The 20,918-nt window shown below is 68.8% G+C and carries 12 protein-coding genes; 4 read left to right on the top strand and 8 right to left on the bottom strand.

Annotated features, from left to right (window positions below; translation table 11 throughout):
• Positions 1-55: 55 nt before the first annotated feature.
• The 4 genes from QJS31_RS31260 to panC are packed head-to-tail and all read left to right on the top strand — an operon-like array spanning position 56 to position 3,564.
• Complete coding sequence (locus QJS31_RS31260) at positions 56-1,021, top strand: hypothetical protein (RefSeq protein ID WP_306358393.1); 966 nt, start codon at positions 56-58, stop codon at positions 1,019-1,021.
• A gap of 7 nt (positions 1,022-1,028) precedes the next feature.
• Positions 1,029-1,922 carry a P1 family peptidase gene (locus QJS31_RS31255; protein WP_306358392.1) on the top strand — a complete coding sequence of 298 codons (894 nt, stop codon included), beginning with the start codon at positions 1,029-1,031 and terminating at the stop codon, positions 1,920-1,922.
• Complete coding sequence (locus QJS31_RS31250) at positions 1,919-2,677, top strand: thioesterase II family protein (protein WP_282786562.1); 759 nt, start codon at positions 1,919-1,921, stop codon at positions 2,675-2,677. The genes QJS31_RS31255 and QJS31_RS31250 overlap by 4 nt, the downstream gene beginning before the upstream one ends.
• Positions 2,678-2,679: 2 nt before the next feature.
• Complete coding sequence (gene panC / locus QJS31_RS31245) at positions 2,680-3,564, top strand: pantoate--beta-alanine ligase (protein WP_306358391.1); 885 nt, start codon at positions 2,680-2,682, stop codon at positions 3,562-3,564.
• On the opposite strand, the gene QJS31_RS31240 is transcribed toward panC, so the two are convergent.
• The 8 genes from QJS31_RS31240 to QJS31_RS31205 form a co-directional block, all read right to left on the bottom strand.
• Complete coding sequence (locus QJS31_RS31240; RefSeq protein ID WP_282779599.1) at positions 3,540-4,016, bottom strand: PaaI family thioesterase; 477 nt, start codon at positions 4,014-4,016, stop codon at positions 3,540-3,542. The two genes, panC and QJS31_RS31240, sit on opposite strands and share 25 nt — an antisense overlap.
• The gene (locus QJS31_RS31235) at positions 4,006-5,790 is read right to left on the bottom strand and encodes a long-chain-acyl-CoA synthetase (RefSeq protein ID WP_306358390.1); all 1,785 of its coding nucleotides are present in this window, start codon (positions 5,788-5,790) and stop codon (positions 4,006-4,008) included. The genes QJS31_RS31240 and QJS31_RS31235 overlap by 11 nt, the downstream gene beginning before the upstream one ends.
• A 1-nt stretch (position 5,791) precedes the next feature.
• A complete protein-coding gene (locus QJS31_RS31230; protein ID WP_306358389.1) occupies positions 5,792-6,709 on the bottom strand; it encodes an SDR family oxidoreductase in 918 nt (305 codons plus the stop codon).
• Between the two features lie 28 nt (positions 6,710-6,737).
• Entirely contained in the window at positions 6,738-8,327 is a 1,590-nt protein-coding gene (locus QJS31_RS31225; protein WP_282779603.1) for an NAD(P)/FAD-dependent oxidoreductase, read from the bottom strand.
• Between the two features lies 1 nt (position 8,328).
• Positions 8,329-16,764, bottom strand: coding sequence for an SDR family NAD(P)-dependent oxidoreductase (locus QJS31_RS31220; protein WP_306358388.1), 8,436 nt, complete (start codon positions 16,762-16,764; stop codon positions 8,329-8,331).
• Positions 16,765-16,925: 161 nt separating this feature from the next.
• Positions 16,926-18,230, bottom strand: a complete 1,305-nt coding sequence (locus QJS31_RS31215; protein ID WP_306358387.1) for a cytochrome P450 — start codon at positions 18,228-18,230, stop codon at positions 16,926-16,928.
• Between the two features lie 91 nt (positions 18,231-18,321).
• Entirely contained in the window at positions 18,322-19,569 is a 1,248-nt protein-coding gene (locus QJS31_RS31210; RefSeq protein WP_282779607.1) for an ATP-grasp domain-containing protein, read from the bottom strand.
• A complete protein-coding gene (locus QJS31_RS31205) occupies positions 19,566-20,918 on the bottom strand; it encodes a methylaspartate mutase (protein WP_306358386.1) in 1,353 nt (450 codons plus the stop codon). The genes QJS31_RS31210 and QJS31_RS31205 overlap by 4 nt, the downstream gene beginning before the upstream one ends.

Below are 20,918 nucleotides of genomic sequence, written 5' to 3'. Positions count from 1 at the left end.
GGTACCCTCGCATCCGATGGGAGTGGGGCGGACCGCATGACGAGGTGGATGGCCGATGTGTACCTGCGTATTTCTTCTCGATGACAAGGCCGCACGTTTCCTCGCCATCGAGTCGCATGATCAATCCGTTTATCGGCCACACGGTTTCGAAGCGGCCCGAGCACTCGGCCTGCACGCGCGCTATTCGTACGGTCCACATTGGCACGACAATCCCGAACTCCGCCAGCGCGTCCCGACGGGCCACATCCCCGACCGTGACGCCCTGTCCGACGTGGTCGGCGGCCTCGACGCCGACGGCGGCACCTGGCTCGCGTTCAATCGCCGCAGCGGGGTCTACTGCCGACTGCTCACCACCGAGGCAGCCACGGCCGTCGCGACCCTGCCGATCCTGTGCGCCAGCGCCGCATCCGCCCGGCACGCCGTACATCTCGTCGAGGAACTGGCGGCCGCCGACACCGAGGCCGCCGCGATCACGTACCGGTTGCTGATCGCCGACGCCCACGATGCCCGGGTGGTCGCCGTCGACGGCCCCGCCGAGGCGACGACCACGGCACTCGCCCCGGGGGTCCCACACCTGCTGACCACCGCCGACCCGCCGGACGGCAGCGCGCTCGGCAAGCGGCTCGTCGACCGCCTCACGCGATTGCCCGCCCCCACCGGGAGACCCGATTCCTGGGGAGCATGGCTTTCGGTCTATACCGGCGCGGACGACCCGGGTCCCGACTACGGCAGCCAGGCCTGGGCCGCGTACTCGCACTCCGCCGTACAGCCGCCCTTCGTCACGACGGGTGACGATTTACACAGGAACGCATCACTTTTCGCTCCGGCGAATCCGTATGACGTGGCCTGGACCGCCAGCGTGTCCCTGTACGCCGCAGCGCTCGACGGCGCGGAACTGTTCGCCTACAACGAACGCCAGCTGTTCCCCGACCAACCCGTGCCGACCGAGGTGACGCGAATGGGATTCCCGGCCACGCCGGACGACTTCTTCGTCTCGCTCGCGCGCCCGGCACCGAGGTGAGGACAGCGTGACAATCGGTATTCCCGGGGTGCGTGTCGGACATTGGACCGATGCGATCGGTGAGACGGGATGCAGTGTCGTCCTGTTTCCCGAGGGCACGACAGCGTCGTGCGAGGTGCGCGGCGGCGCGCCCGCCAGCCGCGAACTGGATGTGCTGGCACCGGACAAGATGGTGCCCTGCGCGGACGCCGCCGTGCTGACCGGCGGGTCCGCCTTCGGTCTCGCCGCCGCCGACGGCGTCATGCGCTTTCTCGAGGAGAGCGGTCGCGGGGTGCCCACTCCCGCCGGGCCGGTTCCCATCGTGCCGACCCTGGCGCTGTTCGATCTGGCCGTGGGGAATCCCGCGGCCCGGCCCACCGCGGCGAACGGCTACGAGGCGGCGCGCGCCGCCGCCGGACTCCAGGTCGTCTCCGGCCGGGTCGGGGCGGGCGCGGGCGCGTACACCGCGCACTGGCGCGGCCCCGGCGGACGCCGCCCCGGCGGCCTCACCTATGCCGAACGCCGCTGGGACGACCTGGTCGTGGGCGCGCTGTGCGTGGTGAACGCCTACGGCGATATCGACCACGGTGCCGCGGACATCGAATTGGACGCGGTAACCCAGCTCCACGACATCGATCTGGGCGCGCGCATGCACACGACCATCGGCGTGGTGGTCACCAACGCCCGGCTGGACAAGCTGGGCTGTCAGGTGGTCGCGCAGGGCGCGCACGACGGGCTGTCCCGCGCGCTCACGCCGCCGCACGGACGCTTCGACGGCGATGGGTTCATTTGTGCCGCGACGGGTGCGGTCCCGGCGGATGTCGATGTCGTGCGGCTCATGGCGTTGGCCGCCGTCACCCGGGCGATCCGTTCGGTCGGGCCGCCGCACACCCGGCACACCACCACCCGGAGGAGCCTGTGACCATCGCCCTCGACGCCGACAGCTGGATGCCGTACCCGCCCGTCGGCGACGCACCCATGACGCTGTACTGCCTGCCGCACGCCGGTTCCGGAGCCTCGACCTATCTGCCCTGGCGGGAGCGGCTGCGCCCCGACCTCGAGGTGGTACCGCTGCAACCGCCCGGCCGCGAGACCCGCGCCCACGAACGCCCGCATGTCCATGTCGACCCGCTGGTGGACGAGCTGCTCACCGCCATGGGCGAGCGCTGGCGGCCGCCGTTCGCACTGTTCGGCCACAGCATGGGCGCGCTCGTCGCCTTCGAACTGGCGCATCGCCTGCTGGAGCCGGGTCGGCCCCGGCCGGAGCGCCTGATCCTGTCCGCGCGCCGCGCGCCGCACCGATCCGCCTGGGATCCCTTCGCGCACGACGCCTCCGACGCGGAGCTGCTGACGTTCCTGCGCGGACTCGGCGGTACGCCGTCGGCGGTGCTCGACGATCCGGCGCTGCGCCCGGCGCTGTTCCGGCTCATGCGTGCCGATCTGGGCGTGGACGAGAGCTATCGGCACCGTCCGCGACCGCCGCTGCCCATCCCGATCACCGTGTTCGGCGGCAGCGCCGATCCGCAGGTCCCCGTGGACGAACTCGACCGCTGGTCCGACTGCGGCGAGGCGGGCGTCGACATCCGGGTCGTGCCCGGCGATCACTTCTTCGTGCTCGCCGAGCGCGAGACCGTACTCGGGCATATCCGCGAGTGTCTGACGAGCCGACGGAGGTAGCCGTGCGTGTCATTCATGGTGTCGACGAGATGACGGCGGCCTGCCGGGCACTGTCGGCCGCCGGTCGGCCCGTCGCGCTCGTGCCGACCATGGGCGCGCTGCACGACGGCCACTTGGCCCTGGTCGCGGCCGCGACCGCGCGCGGATACGAGGTCGTCGTCTCCATTTTCGTGAATCCGTTGCAGTTCGGGCCGAGTGAGGATTTCGACCGCTACCCCCGGACGCTCGCGGTCGATCTGCATCTGCTGCGCGGCACCGGAACACGCGTCGTCTTCGCGCCGACCGCGGGCGAGATGTATCCGAACGGTCGGCGCACCACGGTGCGGTCCGGACCGACGGGGAATCGGCTGTGCGGTGCGACGCGGCCGCAACTGTTCGGCGGCATGCTGACCGTGGTGGCGAAGCTGCTGCTGATCACCCGGCCCGACGCCGCCTTCTTCGGCGAGAAGGACTACCAGCAACTCGTGCTCATCCGGGAAATGGTCGCCGACCTCGATATGGGTGTCGAGATCGTCGGGGTGCCGACCGTGCGGGAGGCCGACGGCCTGGCGATGTCGTCGCGCAACCGGTACCTGAGCGCGCGGGAGCGAGCGGTGGCGGTAGTGCTGCCCGCCGCGCTCACGGCCGGTGCGCGGGCCGGGGCCGACGGCGGCGAGGCGGTGCTCGCCGCCGCCGACGCGCTGCTGTCGGCCGATCCCGCGGTGGCGGTGGAGTATCTGGAACTGCGGGATCCCGCGCTGGGCCCCGCACCCGCCCGCGGTGACGCGCGCCTGCTGGTGGCGGCGCGCGTGGGCGCGACCCGGCTGATCGACAATATGGCGGTGCGGTTGTCCGCTCCGCGGTCGTCTACTTCGCGGGCCGTCTACTTCGACAGGGGCATGACCTGAATCGCGGACATGGCCGTCGCCACCAGTTTGCCGTTCGCGTTGACCGCCTCGGCGGCGATGTACATGACCGACTGGCCGCGTTTGCGCACGGTGGCGGTCAGCGTCAGGTGCTCACCGACGAATACCGGGCGCAGGAAATGCGTCGTCAGCTCCATGCTCGTCGTCGGATTCCGCGCGGTCAGGTAGCCGAGCGGGGCCATGAGATCGTCGAACATGGCGGCGAGGAAGCCGCCTTGCAGCAGCCCCATGACGTTTCCGTACTTCGCGGCCACCGTCACCGTGGCCGACAACGATGTGCCGGGGACGAATTCCTCGAAGCGCATCTCCAGTGTCGTCGTGGACGGCGGCGGCAGCTTCAGTTCGACGCCCGGCGGGACCGGAAGGTGGTCGAACAGCGCGAGGGCGTGCTTCATAATCTCGTCGTGGCCCGTAATGGTGGTGTCATCGCTCATGGACGGCTCCTTCAGGTGTTGATCGCGCATGGTGGTGATCGCGAATGATGGCGGCATAGCGTTCCGGCGTGAGTTCGGTGTACACACGGTCGCTGCCGTCGCGCACGTAGACCGGCTCCCCCGCATGCGGGGCGAAGCCCTCGCGCTGTCGCGACAGTTTCGAAACCTTAAGTGTCGCTGTAGTTTTCAGTGAGGAGCATACCCGAATGAAGACCGGCCGCGCATAGGATGGCAGGGCCTCGTCCAACCGCGCGGCGATCGCCGCGCCGTCGAAGCGGGCCCCATCGGCGAGCACGACCGCCGCCATCCCGGCCCGCCCCTCCCGGCCGGGCACCGGCACGCCGTACACCATGGCCTCCGCGATGTCGGGACATCGCACCAGCTGCTCCTGCACCTCCGTGGTCGAGACGTTCTCGCCCTTGTACCGGAAGGTGTCACCCAGCCGGTCCACGAAGAACAGATTCCCCCGATCGTCCACGCGGAACAGATCACCCGTGACGAACAGCGCGTCGCCGTCGCGAAAGGCGTCGGTGACAATCTTGGCGCGGGTGGCCTCGGGATCCCGATATCCGGCGAACGGGGTGCGCTCGCGAATCGGGCCGAGCAGCATCCCGACGTCGCCCGGCCCGCAGCGCACCAGCCGCCCATTGGCACGCACGAAATCGTCCCGCTCGAAATCCCATTGCGCGAGGGTGCCGCCGAGGCGCAGCTTCCCGACCGAGCCGACGGTGCCGGACAGGTTGAGCGTGGCGATGTTCCCCTCGGTGGACGCGTACATCTCGACGATCCGGTCGATGGCGAACCGCTCCCGGAGGGTGGCCCAGATATCGGCCTGCAACCCCTGACCCACGATCACCCGCACCCGCTGCCGGTCGTCGTACGGGCCGGGCGGAGTATTGACCAGATACCGGCACATCTCCCCGATGTAGTTGAAACCCGTTGCCCCGAAACGGTGGATGTCGTGCCAGAACCCGCCCGCGGAGAACCGGCGGCCCAGTGCCAGGGTCGAGCCGTGGGTGAGGACGCTCGCGAGGGGGATCACCAGGGCGTGGGTGTGGAACAGCGGCAGGCAGTTGTACACCACATCCCCCGGTTCCAGTCGCCACGCCAGCGCGCCGAGCACCCGCCCGACGCTGGTCAGCCGCTGGTAGCTCATCACGGCGGCCTTGGGCAGCCCGGTCGTGCCGCTGGTGAAGACATACGCGCCGGTGTCGCCGAGGGCGTGCCCGGCGGTGTCGATCGGATCGGTCACCGTCTCGCTCGGCGTGAACGACTCCAGATCCGCTGTGTCGCAGTCTGTTCCGTCGGGATCCAGGTCCACCGAGCAGCCGTCTGCCAGCTCATCCGGCAGCCGGTCCCGGATCGCAAGGAAGGCGGGCAGGCACTCCGAACCGACGATCACCCGCCGGGCCCCGCACACCGTCAGGGCGTGTACCAGGCCGTCCCCGCGGGACTGCGTATTGACCAGCGCCACAATGACACCGAGCTTGCCCGCGGCCAGGTAGTGCCAGAGGAACTCGGGCCGGTTCTCCATGATCAGGGCGAGCACATCGCCCTTGCGCAGCCCGGCGGCCCGATACGCGTGCGCGACGGTGTTGACGATGCGATTGGCGTGCGCGTAGTCGAAGCGCCGGTCGGCGTAGAGCAGGAACGGGTGCGCCGCCCGGGTGCGGGCCCGCCGTTCCAGCTCGAGCGCGAGCGTCCGGTTGGAGCCCGCGCCCTCGAGCAATCCCCGGGCGAGGACCGCGTACGACCCGATGCGATGGGTCGGCACGTCAGGCGCCCTCCGACAGCGCCGCCGCTTTCGCCTTGTCGGCCGACACCATGGCCTGGAAGTACAGCTGCCGGGCGACCTCGGCGACGAGATCCCAACGCTCCCAGGTCATCGGCGTCGGTTCCTTGTCGGGCACGAACCGGTACCGGGTCAGGTCCTCGATGCCCTTGAACCGCGCCAGGATCTCATCGTCGAGCAGCGAGTTGCCGGTGAACGTCGCCGGATCCTGTTCCAGCACGGCCAGTATGGCGTCGACCACGATGTCCTCGGTGCGCCAGTCCTCGGGGCTGCCGATGCCGAGATTCTGCGTCGCCAGCGTCCCGATCAGCGTGCGCGTCCAGATCGTATTGCAGGCGATGCCGTCCGCCGCGACCTCCTTGCCCAACCCCAGTGTCAGCAGGGTGGCGTTGAGCTTGGACGACATGTACGCCACCTTGCCGCCCATGTGCTGGATGCCCTCAGGATCCAGCGGCGGGCTCAGATTGACGATGTGCCCCCAGCCGCCCGCGCGCATATGCGGAATGCAGTGGTGCGCCAACAGGAACGGCGCGCGGGCGTTGATGGCCATCACCAGGTCGTACCGTTTGTGCGGGGTGCCCTCGACCGTCTGCAACCACATCGCCCCGGCATTGTTGACCAGGATGTCGACCCGGCCGAAGCGCTCCACGGTCCGGTCGACGAGATTCTTCAGGTCCGCCTCGGAGCGCACGTCGCAGCGCACGCCCAGGGCCTGCGCGCCGCGCTGCTCTACCTCGCGGACCGTCTCGGGCACGGTGCCCGGCAGCCGCCCACCGGCCTCCATGGTCTTCGCACCGATCACGACATTGGTGCCCCGCTCGGCCAGGGCCAGCGCCAGCGCCTTGCCGATACCCCGGCTGCCACCGGTGATGATCGCCACCCGATCCTGGAACTGGGTCACATTCCACTCCTCTCGCTCGTCACCGCGGTCATTCGGCGACCGCCACCGCGGGCTCCCGTTGGGGGAGGTCGTACTGTTTGCCGACTTCCTGCTCGAACGACTCCGCCCACGCCTCCAACCGGTCGACATTGCGGCGCATATCGCGGAATGTCTGGGTGGCGGTCTTGTCGGTGAGCAGGTCCAGGTGCAGCTGAGCGCAGATGGGAATCTTGCTGTACTCGACGAACAGGTACTTGTCCGGTTGCGGGGCCTGCGCGGCGAAGGCCCGCAGATTCGCCTGCATACGGTGCTGGATCCCCTGGAATCTCGTCGCGATGGGATGGAACTCCGCCGCCGCGTCCTCGTTCGCGATCAGCCCGTGGAACAGCAGCGAGGACGGCAGCGCCCAGTAGAACGAGGTATCCCACATCACCTTGGTGAACATGGCGGGCGCACTGCCGAAGCTGGGATAGTTCTCGTGGTACATCGCCAGGTAGTTCGGCCACAGATCCTCGAGCATGAGCCGGTTGTAGGTCGCGGCGACCTCCGCGGTGAGCCGGCCCGCGCGATCGAGTTCGACGAGCCGCGTCGTGATGTGGTTGGTGTAGGCGATGAAATCCGATCCGGGACTGTAGAAGGCATCCAGGAAGACCGCCGCCTCACCGAGACAGGCCCACCGGTGATGCGAGAAGATCTGCCGCGAACCGTAACTCGCGTTGCGCATGCGCAGGAAGTCGATCGGCTCGGCGTCCCGGATGAAGTTCCCCAGCGTCGGCTCGTACTCGCCGAGCCATTGCCGCGCTTTGGCTTCCGTGGCATAGCCGCTGAACGGGTGGATGCGCTCGTCGGTCACGATGCCGATGCTGGTGTTCCCCGACGACAGCGGGATCATCCACACCCAGTACCCGGCGCCCATCAGGTGATTGGTCGAGAACCACCGGCGCTCCTGGGTTTTCGGTCGCCAGGTCAGGCTGGTGGTGTCGGTCATCCGCTCGACGTCGTACTCGCCGCGGAATCGCCACCACACCGCGTTGATCTTGTGCGGGCTCGGGGTGCCCAACTCCAGCTTGCGCTGCAACAGCCGCCGCCGACCGGTCGCGTCCGCGACGAACCGCGCCCGCACCGCCCGATCCGCGCCCGCGCCGGGCATCTCGATGTGCACGACATGGTCGTCCTCGCCGGTCGCCAGGTCGACATCGGCCACCTTCGCCTGCTCGATCAGGTCGACGCCGAGTTCCCGCACCCCGCGCCGCAATTCGCGCTCGAAGATGCCGCGGTCGATCTGATACGACGGGACTCGCGGGAACCGCCGGGCACCCAACTCCGGCCGTGCCTCGAACGGACCGTGCGCATCGCCGAAGAACATGCGCAGCCCGAGCTTGTGCAGGTGCCTGGTGTTGAAATGCCCGGCGAGGCCGAGCTGTTCGGTGAAGTAGTGCGCGCCGCCCTCGACGGTGGCCTCCCCCACCTTGTACGCGCCGTCGGGGATGACGTCGCCCGCGGTGCGCTCCACCACCAGCACCGACAGCTCGGGCATGGCGCGCTTGAGCTGTCTCGACAGCGTCAGTCCCGCCAGGCCGCCGCCGCAGACCACCACGTCGTATCGTTCGGCCGGATTCGTCGTCGCGTGATTCGTCATGTCAGCGCCCTTCCACCAGGCTCGTGAAGCTCGGGAACGCGTCCTCGGCGGACAGTTCCGCGGCGATGGTCCCCATGACCCGCGGGTCCGGGTTCTGGATGAACAGATGGCCGCCGGGCACCGTGGTGAGCGAGAACCCGCCGCTGGTCAGCTTGCCCCAGCCCTCCAGCTGTGACTCCTCGAACACCGGATCGTCCGCGCCGCGCAGCACCGAGATCGGGGCGCGCAGCGTGTACCCGTTGTGGAAGCGGTAGTCGCCCAGCATCTTCAGATCCGCGCGGATGGCGGGCAGCCAGTGCATGATCGCCGCCTCCTCCTCGACGGGAATGTCGAGCAGTTTGTTGTCCCGCAGCACCGCCAGCACCCGGCTGTCGGATTCGCTCGCCAAGTCGAAGCCGTCGCGAATGTGATTCAGGTTGCGCACGTAGTCCTCGACCAGCACCGGCGAGGGCCAGCCGCCGATGATGAGCTTCATCGGCACCTCGTTGTACTGCTGTTCGAGGTACCGGGTGAGCTCGTAGGCGAGCAGTCCGCCCATGCTGTGCCCGTAGACGACGAAGGTGCGGTCCAGGTAGGGCAGCATGGCCTCGGCCAGCTCCGCCACGAACTCCGGCATGGCGTCGATCGGGACGTCCTCGATCCGGTCCTCGCGGCCCGGGAACTGGATTCCCACCACCTCCACCGTGTCCGGCAGGTGGTTGGGCCACGGGGTGAACACCGAGGCCGCGCCGCCGACGAAGGGCAGGGCGAACAGGCGCACCGACGCGGTATTGGAGCGGCCGACCACGGTGCGGATCCAGCGCTCCGGTCCGGTGGCCGGGACGGCCGGAGCCGTCGCGACCCCGGATGTTTCGCCCAGCAGCTGGGCGAGCACCTCGTCCGCGAGCTCGACGATGCTCGGACCGCGCATCAGGCCCATGGTCGGGAAGTCGATCTCGAGGTGTTTGGCCAGCATATTGCGGATCTGGCCCGCCATCAGCGAGTCCATGCCGAGATCGGTCAGGCCGACATCCTGGGCGAGGCGCTCGACCGGCATGTCGAAGATCCGTGAGATCTGTTGCGACAGTGCGGTGACCAGCCGTGGCGCGCGCTCGGGCTCGGGGAGCTCGAACAGTTCGGCCCGCAACCCCTCGGTGCCGAACGCGGCCGCGGCACCGGCGGTGGACTGTGCGGTGAGATGGGCCAGTCGCGGCGAGCTGCGCACGATCGGCATGACCTGGTTCATCTTCGCCCAGTTCACGCCGAATACGCTGGCGCGGCTGACACCCTGCGCCTGGCACCGGCCGATGAAGTCCAGGGCGTGGTCGGGCGAGATGGGGGTCCAACCCAGCCAGGAGAGCGTGTCGAGCTTGTTGCGGGCGACGAATCCGACCTCCGCGATGGCGCCCCAGTTGACCGTCAGCGCGGGCAGTCCGAGTTCCCGGCGGTGCAGCGCCAGCGCTTCCAGGAATCCGTTGGCCGCGGCGTAGTTCGCCTGCCCCGGGGTGCCCACGTTCCAGCTCATGGAGGAGAACATGACGAAGGCGTCCAGCTCCAGCGACCGGGTGTGGTGGTGCAGATGCCAGGCGCCGTCGACCTTGGGCCGCACCGCGCGCAGGAAGTCCGCCTCGGTCATGGTGGCCAGCGGCCCGTCCGCGATGACCATGGCGGCGTGGTAGATCCCGCGCAGCGGCGGCAGCGATGCGATGCGTTCCAGCAGACCCTCGACCTCCGCCTCGACCGAGACGTCGGCGCGCTCGAGCACCACGGTGGCGCCCGCGGCCCGCATGGCCGCGATGGGCTGCTCGTTCTCGGCGTCGACCTGCGCCCGGCGGCCCACCAGCACCACGGTGCGCGCACCGTTGTCCACCAGCCACTGGGCGGTGCGCAGGCCGAAGCCCGTGTAGCCGCCGGTGATCAGGTACGTGCCGTCCGCGTCGACCGCGACGGCGTCGGTCGCGGTCGGATAGACCAGGACCTCACTGTCGGGCTCGTATGCGACGACGACCTTGCCGATCTGCTTGGCGGTGGCCATGTAGCGGAATGCCGAGGCCACCTCCGCGGCACCGAAATCGGTGTGCGGCAAGGCCGGGAGCGTTCCGGCGATCACCCGGTCGAGCACCGCGGTCATGGACTCGCGGCACAGCTCCGGATCCTCCAACAGCATTCGGTCGATGTCGACGGCCGAGTAGCTGAGGTTGTTGCCGAAGGGCCGCAAGCCCAGCTGGTAGTTGTCGTAGATGTCCTTCTTGCCGATCTCGATGAACCGACCCCGGGGCCGCAGCAGTTCGAGGCTCTTCGGAATGGTCTCGCCCTGAAGGGAATTCAGCACCAGGTCGACGCCGTCGCAGCGCTGCCGGATCTCGTCGGCGAAGGCCAGGGATCGGGAGTCGAACACCTCCGCCACGCCGAGGCCGCGCAGATGGTCCCGCTTCTCCGGGCTGCCCGCGGTGGCCAGCACGGTCGCCCCGACGGAATGGGCGATGTGGACGGCGGCCAGACCGACACCACCGGCGGCGGCGTGCACGAGCACCCGCTCCCCCGCCCGCAGCCGGCCCACTTCCATCAGCGCGTACCACGCGGTCAGATAGGCCATCGGCAGGGTGGCGGCCTCGACGGCGGACAGGTTCTCCGGTGCGGGGTAGACACGGCGGGCATCGGTGACCACCGACGAGCCGAAACAGCCTCGGGCGAAAGCGATCACGCGATCGCCGACGGCGAGGCCCTCGACCTCCGTCCCGACCGCGGTGACCACGCCCGCGCACTCCACGCCGAGGTTCTTCTCGTAGAACCCGCCGAAGGTCGCCCCCTCCGACAGCGCGCCGAGGGTCAGCATGATGTCGCGGAAGTTCAGTCCGGTCGCCTCCGGCCGGATGGCGACCTCGGTGGCACCGAGGTCCGGCCGCACCTGCCGCTCGTAGCGCAGTTCCTCGATACCGGGCTCGGCCGGGACGGACAGTGCGAAGGCGGTGTCGTCCGACACCCGGGCGGGCGTCGCGACCGATGCCTCGAATTCGGCGAGCGAGAGGTGCTCGAAGCGGTCGGTGTAGCGGCTGTCGCCGCGATAGGCGACCTCCTCCTCCGCGGTCCGCACGTGCAGGAGTTCATCGAAGAGCTGCGCGGCCCGCCGGTCGGCGGGGGCGGCCGGATCGAAGTCGATGATCTTCGCGCGCAGACTGCTGTGCTCGCTCAGCAGCACCCGGAGGATGCCCCAGCTCGGCAGCTGCGACACCGCGACGCTGTCGCCCCGCTCCACCAGCGGCCCGCCGGACGTGGCCACCCAGAAGCGTGGCGCCACCGGCTGTTCCAGCTTCTCGACGGCCTGTGCCAGCGCGATGACGCTGTAGGCGGCGTGGCTCTCCACCTGGGCCAGCAGCTCGGTGGTGAGGTCCGTCGCGGCGAAGTCCAGGTTCCACAGATGCAGCACCCCGGCCACGGTCCCGGCGCGGTCGCGGATCTGCCCGAGGACCCGCTCGAGGTCCGCGGCGCTGGTCGGGTCGACCCGGAAGGCGTGGGTGTCGACCTGTTCGTAGGCGTCGCCGCGAGTGACCACCACACTGTCGGCGGCAGCCGAGCCGAGCAACGAGAGATACTGTTCGGCAACGCCTTCGGCGTCCGCCAGCACCACCCACGCCCCCGGTTCGACGCGCGGCTGATGCGGCTCGAGATCCACCTCGGGTGTCCGCGCCACGATGACCGAGCAGCCGGTCTGCTCCGGATCGGTCATATCGGAGAAGATCTGCACGTGTTCGAAGCCCGCGGTGGGCAGGAACTCCCGCCAGGTGGCCTCCGACATCAACGGGTAGTCCGGGCGCAGGTCGTGGTCGGCGAAACGCCACCACCCGTCGGTCATGCCGAAGGTCAGATCGACCCAGTGCGGCGGATTCGTCTCCTCGACGATCACCATCAGGCCGCGCGAGGTGAGCAGCCGGGTGACATTGTCCAGCGTGGTCCGCAGCTTCTCGGTGGCGTGCAGGACATTCGCCGCCACCACGATGTCGAAGTAGTGCGGATCGAAACCCTGTTCCACGATATCGGTTTCGATGTCGAGAATCCGGTAGTCCACGAAGTCGTGGTCGGCGAAACGCTGCCGCGCCTTGCCCAGGAACAGCTGGGTGATGTCGGTGAACACGTACTCCGCGCGGTCGGCGGGCAGTTCGGACAGAATCCATCCGGTCGTGCCCGCGGTGCCCGCGCCGATCTCCAGCACCCGCACCGGCCGGTCGTCCGGCAGCCCGCGGACGCATTCCGCGACGAGTGCGGCGACCGTGCGGTTGCAGCGCTCGAAGGAGAACGACGACTCGTAGAGCTCGACCACCGATTGGAACTCGCTCTCGGGGAAGATGAGTTCGATCGGATTCACCTCGTCGCGCAGGACGGCCGCCTGCCTCGGACCACACCGCTCCAGCACCAGATACTCGGCCTCGCATTCGGGATGCCGATCGCGCAGCGCGGCCAGCTCCGCGGCCGTGTCGACCCGGGCGGGCACCCGCTCGATCCGCCAGCCGTCCCCGTCCGCGCCGGTGATCCCGTGCCGGGTGCACAATTCCAGCAGGCGAGCGAGATAGTCGCGGTGCTTGTCGCGCACGCCCATCTCCCGGGCGGCCTCGTCGAGGGTGAAGCGCCGCCCCGGTGTGAAGTCCATGCCCAGCTGGTGGAATCCTTCGGTCACATAGGCCAGGCACAGCCGGTTCATCTCCGCCTCGATCACCGCGTGGTAGTCGCGGTTGACCGACCAGTTCCGCACCTCGTCGAGCACCGGTTCGGCCGCCGCGTGCAGCGCCGCGTCCGAGGGCACGAAATCGGCGGGCAGCAGGGTCTTCGTGCGCACCGGGTCCGGACGCCACCGGTACTCGTAGAGCCACTGCGACAGCGCGTCGCGGTCCTCGGTGCTCTGGGTGATCGACTTGCCCTTGAAGCCCTCGAATTCGGCCACCAGCGTGCCGTCCTCGTTGACCAGCCAGAGATCGCCCTCGCAGTAGGCGAGATCGTCCAGGACGTGCGCGCGCCCGTAGCAGTAGACCCGGCTGCCCGCCTTGGCGTGGAAGCTGAACCGCTTGACCTCGAACGGGATGTAGAGGTGCTTGTCCTCGGTATTCGGATCATTGCCCATGGCGATGGACAGCGACTGGAAGCACGCGTCGAGCAGCGCCGGGTGAATGGTGTGGCGCGGCGCCTCGTCGGCCAGCGCGGCCGGGGTGTCGATGCGCCCGAGCGAACGCAGCTCGCCGTACTGGAGTTTGGTGATCGCCCGGAAGCTGGGTCCGAGTTGCAGGCCGTTGTTGCGGAACTTCGCGAACACCTTCTCCGGCTCGAACTCGACCGGGCAGTCCGCCCCGAACTCCGAGAACGGCACCGGCAGTTCGGTATCCGGTGCGCCGCGGCGCACCGTCCCGACCGAATGCGCGACCCAGTCCTTGTCACCGTCCTGGAGGCTGTACACGGTGAAGTGCGACGACGGGGTCAGCACCACTTGGACCAGCGGGGCCGGGCGGTCGTCGAAAACGAAAAGCGGCCTGCGGAATTCGACGTTCTCGATGGAGTATCGGCCCGGACCGAACGCGTCCTGCGCACAGCCGACGATCAGGTCGAGGTGCCCCGCGCCCGGGAAGACGATCGGTCCCTGGACGCGATGATCCTCCAGCCACGGGTACACGGCGGTGTCCATGACGAATTCCCACACGTGCTTGTCCGGGTCGTCGGCGGCGAGATTGCGGGTCCCCACCAGCGGATGGCCCAATGCCGGGAAGCGCTGCTCGCGCGAGACCGGGGTTTCCAGCCAATAGGTTTCGCGCTGCCACGGATAGAACGGCACCGGAACACGTTCGGAGACACCGTCGTACACGGCATCCCAGTCCGGATCGAATCCGTTCGTGTACAGCGTCGCCAGCGAGGACAGCAGGGTGACGCGATCGCTCTGCTTGCGGTGCAGCGACGCCACCGCCACGCCCTCGGCCTGCCGCCCGGCCAGCAGCTCGCCGATGGCGGTGGAATGAATCGGGTGCGGGCCCAGCTCGACGAAGGTCAGGTGCTGGTCGGCGATGAGCCGATCGATGGTGGGCGCGAAGCGCACCGGCTCGCGCACATTGCGCCACCAGTACTCGGCGTCGAGCCCGCCGGTCGGCACCACATCCGCGCTCACGGTCGAATACATCGGAATCTCGGCCGCACCCGAGGTGAGTCCGGACAGCGACGACAGCAGCTCATCACGCAGCGGATCCATGTGATGGCTGTGGAAGGCCACGCTGACCTGGAGCATGCGGCAGAAGATCCGGTCGCGTTCCAGTTCGACCCGAATCTCCTCGAGCGCGTCGGGATCCCCGGCCAGGGCGGTCGATTCCGGACCGTTGAGCGCGGCGACTTCCACCCGCCCCCGATAGCCGGTGATGCGCCGCTCCGCCTCGTGGTAGGGCAGGCCGACGGCCAGCATCTTCCCCTTGCCCGAGGCCCGCTGCTGAACCCGGCTGCGGTGGAAGATGACCCGCACCGCGTCCTCGAAGGTCAAGGCCCCCGACACGCAGGCGGCGGCCACCTCGCCGATGCTGTGCCCGACCACGGCCGCCGGCACGATGCCCCAGCTCTGCCACAGCCGTGCCAGGCCGAGCTGCACCGCGAAGACCGCGGGCTGCGCGATATAGGTCTCACCGATGCGGCTGTCGGCCTCATCGCGGCCCAGCTCCTCGAGTACGCTCCAGTCGCCGTGTTTGCGCAGTTCGGCGTCGACGCGCTCGACGGTCTGCCGGAATACCGGGCTCTGGCCCAGCAATTCGCGCGCCATGCCCCACCACTGCGGTCCCTGGCCGGAGAAGACGAAGGCCACGCCGGAGGTCTTGGTAGACCGAGCCCCGCTGTGCAGCGCCTCGGGCGCGGAGCCGCGGGCCATATCGCGCAGGGCGTCGCGCAGCTCCTCGGTGGAGGTACAGACCATGGCGAGCCGATGGTCGTGGTGGGAGCGGGTCCGTGCCTGTGCGGAGGCGATGGCGGTCAGATCGGCGGCGGGCCGCTCCAGGAATTCGGCGTAACTGTCGGCGTAGGCCCGCAGCGCGTCCGGGGTCTTCGCGCTGAGCGTGAACAGCACGGGGGCGTCCGCGCCGTCCGGGACCGGATCGGTGCGTTCCCCGTCGACGGGCAGCCCCTCCAGGATCACGTGGGCATTGGAGCCGCCGAAGCCGAACGAGTTCACCCCCGCCAGGCGCGGCCCGGGATTCGGCCACGGCTGCCGGGCCGTCGCCAGCCGCAGCCCCAGCTCCTCGAAGGGGATGGTCGGATTCGGATGCTCCGCATGCAGATTCGCGGGGATCTCACCGTTCTCGACGACCAGGCAGGCCTTGACGAGGCCGACCATCCCGGCCGCCGACTCCAGGTGCCCGACATTCGACTTCACCGCGCCGACAATGCAGGGACCCTGGCCATTTCGCCCGGCTCCCAGCACCTTTCCCAGTGCCCGCGCCTCGATGGGGTCGCCCACGGGCGTACCCGTCCCGTGCGCCTCGATGTAACCGATATCGGTCGGCGCGACGCCCGCGTCCCGGCAGGCATCGATGATCATCTGTGCCTGCGCGTCCTCGCTGGGCACGGACATGCCGTTGGTGCGACCGTCCTGATTCGTCGCGCTGCCGCGGATCACCGCGTAGATGTGGTCGCCGTCGGCGACGGCGGCGGAGACCGGCTTGAGCACGACGGTGCCCGAACCCTCACTACGGATGTAGCCGTCACCGGATTCACTGAAGGATTTGCACCGGCCCTCGGGCGACAGGAACGTGCCCTGACTGAAGCCGATGGTCGCCTCGGGCAGCAGCAGGGTGCTGACGCCGCCGACGATGGCCATCGATGCCTCGCCGGAGCGAATGCTGCGGCACGCCAGGTGAATCGCGACCAGCGATGATGAACACGCGGTGTCCACGGTCATACTGGGGCCGCGCAGGTCGAGCAGGTAGGAGACCCGGTTGGCCACAATGCAATTCGTGACGCCGGTCATGGTGTGGCCGCCGATGAGGTAGCGGTTCTCGGGGTTGAGCTGGATGATGCCGTAGTCGTGGCCGGACACCCCGGCGTACACGGCGGTCTTCGTCCCGGCGAGCCGCTCCGGGACGATGCCCGCGTCCTGCAACGCCTCCCAGGTCGTCTCCAGGAACAGCCGCTGCTGCGGGTCGATGCGGGCGGCCTCGGTCGGTGTGATGCCGAAGAAGTGCGCGTCGAAGGCGGTGACGTCGTCGACGTAGCCGCCCGTTCGGGTCCGCATATGTCCGGGCCGTCCCGCGTCGCGGTCGTAGAAGGCCGCCGCCGTCCACCGGTCGTCGGGGACCTCGCGCACGCCGTCGCGTTCCTCGAGCAGGAGTCGCCAGAAATCGTCGACATTGCGAACGTGTCCCGGGAATCGGCAACCGATCCCCACGATGGCGATGCCCTCGTTCTCGGTCGGCATGGCATCGGTCGGGGAGATGTGAACAGAATTCATCGAAAAGCCTCGCCTTTGTAACAGCATGCCTATCGGCAGATTTCACCTGCGGATCGGATCCAATTTCACGATCTGCTTCCAATGAAATCGTATGTGAATTGATTTTCGTCCACATCCCCCCGGCCGGGTGGAATGCAATTCAGCGGCCGTGAGAAGTATATTCAGCCAGCGACGGATCGGGTGGAACTCGCGCGCCGACCGAGCCGGACGGGCACGTTGCCGTAGCCGCGGAAGGTGAGCTGCGGGCGGAGCCGCGGCGGTGCGGCGGCTCGCATATCCGGAAAGCGCTCGAACAGCGCACGCAGGGCGTGCGCGGCCTCCATGCGGGCCAGATTGGCGCCGAAGCAGGAATGCACGCCACTGCTGAACGCCAGATGCTCCTTGGCATTCGGGCGGGTGATATCGAAACGCTGCGGATCGGCGAATACCTCGGGGTCGCGATTGGCCCCGGCCAACGACAGCATGATCATATCGCCCGCATGCAGTTGCACGCCCTCCAATTCGACATCGGTCAACGCCTGGCGGGCCGTGATGAATACCGGCGGCTCGCAGCGCAATACCTCCTCGACCGCATTGGGCCACAATTCCGGTTCGGCCCGCAATCGGTCCAACTGCTCGGGATGCCGCAACAGCAGGGTGATGGCACTGGCGATCAAATTGGCCGTGGTCTCGAAACCGGCGCCGATGATGATGCTGGCGTTGGCCTTGAGCGCGTACTGATCCAATTCGCCGCTGGCGATCATGGTGCTGAGGATGTCCTCGCCCGGTTCCCGCCGCAGTCGGTCGATGTGCTGGTCCAGGTAGTCGTTCAACTGCTGGGCCGCGCGCATGGCCCGGTGGTACCGGGGCCAGGAGATGCCGACATCCAGCATCGGTGTCATCTCCTCGCCCCAGAACAGGAATTTGTCCTGGTCCTCGTCGGGCATGCCGAGGATTTCGAAGATGATCGCGAGGGGCACGCGCGAGGCGAAGGTCTCGACCAGATCGACCGAACCACCCGAGGGCAGGGCGTCGAGCAGTTCCTCGGTGACGGTCTCCACCCGGTCGCGCAGCCTGCCGACGGCGCGCGGGGTGAACGCCGAGACCACCGGCTTGCGCATCTTGGTGTGCTCGGGCGGGTTCAACCGCAGCATGGCCGGCGGATCGGCCGGATTAGCCGGTGGCGGAACGCGATTCGCGAACTTCTGCAAGACCGCGGGAATCTTGATGCGGGCCGAGCTGCGAACACCGAACCGGCTGTCCCGCAGAATCATTCGCGACAGCTCATAGTCACAGGTCGCCCAGGGCAGCGGGGTCTTCACCAACTTGCCCTGCGCCCGGATGTGCTCGATGAACGGGTGCGGGTCCGCAATCCCCTGCGGCCCCATCATTTTGGCGAAGGTATCACCGCGCATCGTCTGCACGCGCAGCACCAGCCGCGGCACCCCCTGGAGTGACAACCAGCGCAACCAGTATTGCAGTGTCATTTTCTCACCTGCCCATGCTTTCGAGAATCGTAAGACCGCTGCACCGGGGGACACATCCCCCCGATCGGGTGGGGCGAGCGCCGGGCCGACGTCACGACAAGAACTCGCGTTCGATTCGCCGGAGCTCGTGATACGACCGTTCGATCTCGGCGGCCTCGGAGTGCACCAGGAACACCACGCCCGGTGACGAATTCAGGTCGACCGTCGGCCTGGTCATCGCCCGGTCGCGGATCCGGAACCGCACGCTCTGACAGGCCGGGAGCGATTCGAGCGCGGCGCGCAGGCCGTCCGCGGGCAGCGGCGTCGCCCGGCGGGCGATGAGGTTCACACAGCGCGCCCGCTCACGTCGGGCGTACACCGGCGGCTGCGCGGCCAGCAGCCGCCCGTCGTCCAGATAGCAGTCCACGGTCAGATCGACCTGGTTCACACCGGTGCAGCGGTCGAGCGCGTCCGGTTCGGCCAAACCGGACAGTCGAGCCCCGGTCTCCAACAGCACCGGCCCCTCGGCGGTGCGGATCAGCTCCGTGTGCGCGGGGCCGTTGGCGACACCGAGCGCGTCGAGCACGCCGCGGACGTAGGCGAAGATCTCCGCCGCATGCGGATCCGCTGACGTCAGCAGATCCTCATGGTCGTAGATCCGGCGCTCGTCGCCCACGGTCGCCTTGTGACTGGCCCATGCGTCGGTGATCCGGTGCACGCCGTCGCGGCTGACCGAGTTGACGACGTACTCCCGGCCGACGAGATACTCCTGTGCCAGCACCGCCTCATTGGTCCGCAGCATCAGATTCGTCTTGCCCAGAATCGTGTCCACCGCGGCGCTCACCTGCGCGTCGCAGTCGGCGACGAAAACGTCCTCGGATCCGGCGCTGTCCAGCGGTTTGATCACCGTGCGCCGCAGGCCGGTGGCGCGCCGCCAGGCCAGCAGTTCCGCCGCCGTGGTGGCGCGGGTCTGCGCGGCGGTGCGCAACCCGGCGGCGGCCACCGCCTCGAGCATGTGGAACTTGTCGCGCCGGACCCGGGACCGGTGCGGGTCGTTGCCGCGCAGCCCCAGTTTCGCGGCGATCTCGTCAGCCACCTCGATCCCGAATTCGCTGGCCGCGATGACCGCGATCGGATTCTCCTCGGCGAGTACGCCCAAGACCTCGTCGGCCCGCCCGGCGTAGCAGAGGTCCGCGTCGAACTGCGTGACGGGCAGGCTCGCCGCGAAGACGGCGGGCAGGCTGGCCCGCGACCGAATGTGGATCAGCCGGTACCGGTTCCGCACCCGGGGCACCAGCAGCGCCCCGGTGGACAATGCGTCCACCAGCACCACGGCGGCGGGTTCGCGTCGGTCGGTCATGGGTTACCCCTCGGGGGGATCAGGCGGCTGTCGTAGCGGTTCGCGACATGCTCGAGCATGGCGTAGAGCCGGTCGGAGCCGAGTCGGGCGGAGGCGTCGGCGGCGGTGGCGCGAGACAGCGGCAGCCGACCCAGCGCACCCCACCGCAGCGCGCCCCGATCGTCGATGACACAGGTGGCCGCGCCCGCATTGTCGGCGTGCAGGCAGTAGGGCACATCCAGCAGGCCGGAGGCGAAGGCCGCGACCAGCGCGTCCCCGATATCCGGGGCGAGGTCGAGCACGGCGTCGACGAGAGTCCGCGCCTCGTCGAGGATCTCCTCGAAATAGTCGTCGTCGGAACAGTTGTCGCCAGGGTAGCCACCGCCGGAACTGCCATCACCGGGGTAGTCATCGCCAGGGTAGTCACGGCCGGAACAGTCACGGCCGGTGCCCGTGTCCTCGGCGAGAGACGGTCGCCCGATCTCCGCGGCGGCCAGGCGCAGCGCCGCCACATTCTCGGCGATGGACGGGATCTGCCACGCCTCCGACACCGTCTTCACGATCAGCCGCTCGCACCCGGCGTCGCGGGCCAGGCGCGCGCTGTCGCGGATCAGCAGTTCCGCGCCGTCCGGTGTGCGCGGGAACAGCCCCATGTAGGTGTAGAGCACCACATGCCAGGTCACATCGCCCAGATAGGTCGCGGCGAGAGTGCGCAGCGCACGCAGGGCTCCGCGATCCTGCGCGGCCGAGGTCCCCTGCGCGTAGCTGAAGGACATGTGGCGCAGCCCGTGCTGCCGGAAGAAGCACCCCTCCAGCACGCCCATGGCCACCAAGAGCGACGGCGGGCAGAGTTGGCCGAGCAGGCAGCCTCCGAAACTCTCGATATGGCCGCGTTCGGTGTGGTCGGCGAGGAACCGGCAGCTGACCGCCCACGCCCGAACCGCCTGGCGCAGCGGCACTCTGCTGTAGGGCAGGCAGTAGGAGACCGGACCGCCCTCGGTCGCGTCCAGCCCGAGCTCGACCAGTCGCCGGAAGACGCCGAGCGGCAGCGCGGTGCCGTGCCGCACCTGGACCGGGAAGGCGGGACCGTACAGACCGGCGAGCAGGGCGGCGGTCCGCTCGACCGGATGGGAGACGATCGGGTACCCGTTCAACTCTTCCCCGGCGGCCAGGCGTTGCAGCGGGGTCGTGTAGTCGCCGACGCGGGTGTAGCTGTCCAGCGTCAGCGTGCCGACGACCGGGTAGTCCAGGGCGGCGATCCGGGCCAGCCCCGACCGCATGGTCGATACCGTGCCGAATCCCATGCGCGGCTGGACCACCGGTCCCGCACCGGCCCGATCCGCCACGAACCGGTCCAGAAATCCGCTCAC

The organism is Nocardia sp. CC213A (assembly GCF_030766805.1).
GTDB lineage: Bacteria > Actinomycetota > Actinomycetes > Mycobacteriales > Mycobacteriaceae > Nocardia > Nocardia otitidiscaviarum.
Note: the sequence above shows the minus strand (reverse complement) of the source record. Positions and strands in the feature narration are given on the sequence as shown.

Excerpts from the sequence above, each read along its gene's own strand:
- QJS31_RS31210 (WP_282779607.1), bottom strand. The coding sequence starts at position 19,569 with ATGACCGACCGACGCGAACCCGCCGCCGTGGTGCTGGTGGACGCATTG.
- QJS31_RS31225 (WP_282779603.1), bottom strand. The coding sequence starts at position 8,327 with ATGACGAATCACGCGACGACGAATCCGGCCGAACGATACGACGTGGTG.
- QJS31_RS31240 (WP_282779599.1), bottom strand. The coding sequence starts at position 4,016 with ATGAGCGATGACACCACCATTACGGGCCACGACGAGATTATGAAGCAC.
- QJS31_RS31215 (WP_306358387.1), bottom strand. The coding sequence starts at position 18,230 with ATGACACTGCAATACTGGTTGCGCTGGTTGTCACTCCAGGGGGTGCCG.
- QJS31_RS31260 (WP_306358393.1), top strand. The coding sequence starts at position 56 with ATGTGTACCTGCGTATTTCTTCTCGATGACAAGGCCGCACGTTTCCTC.
- QJS31_RS31220 (WP_306358388.1), bottom strand. The coding sequence starts at position 16,764 with ATGAATTCTGTTCACATCTCCCCGACCGATGCCATGCCGACCGAGAAC.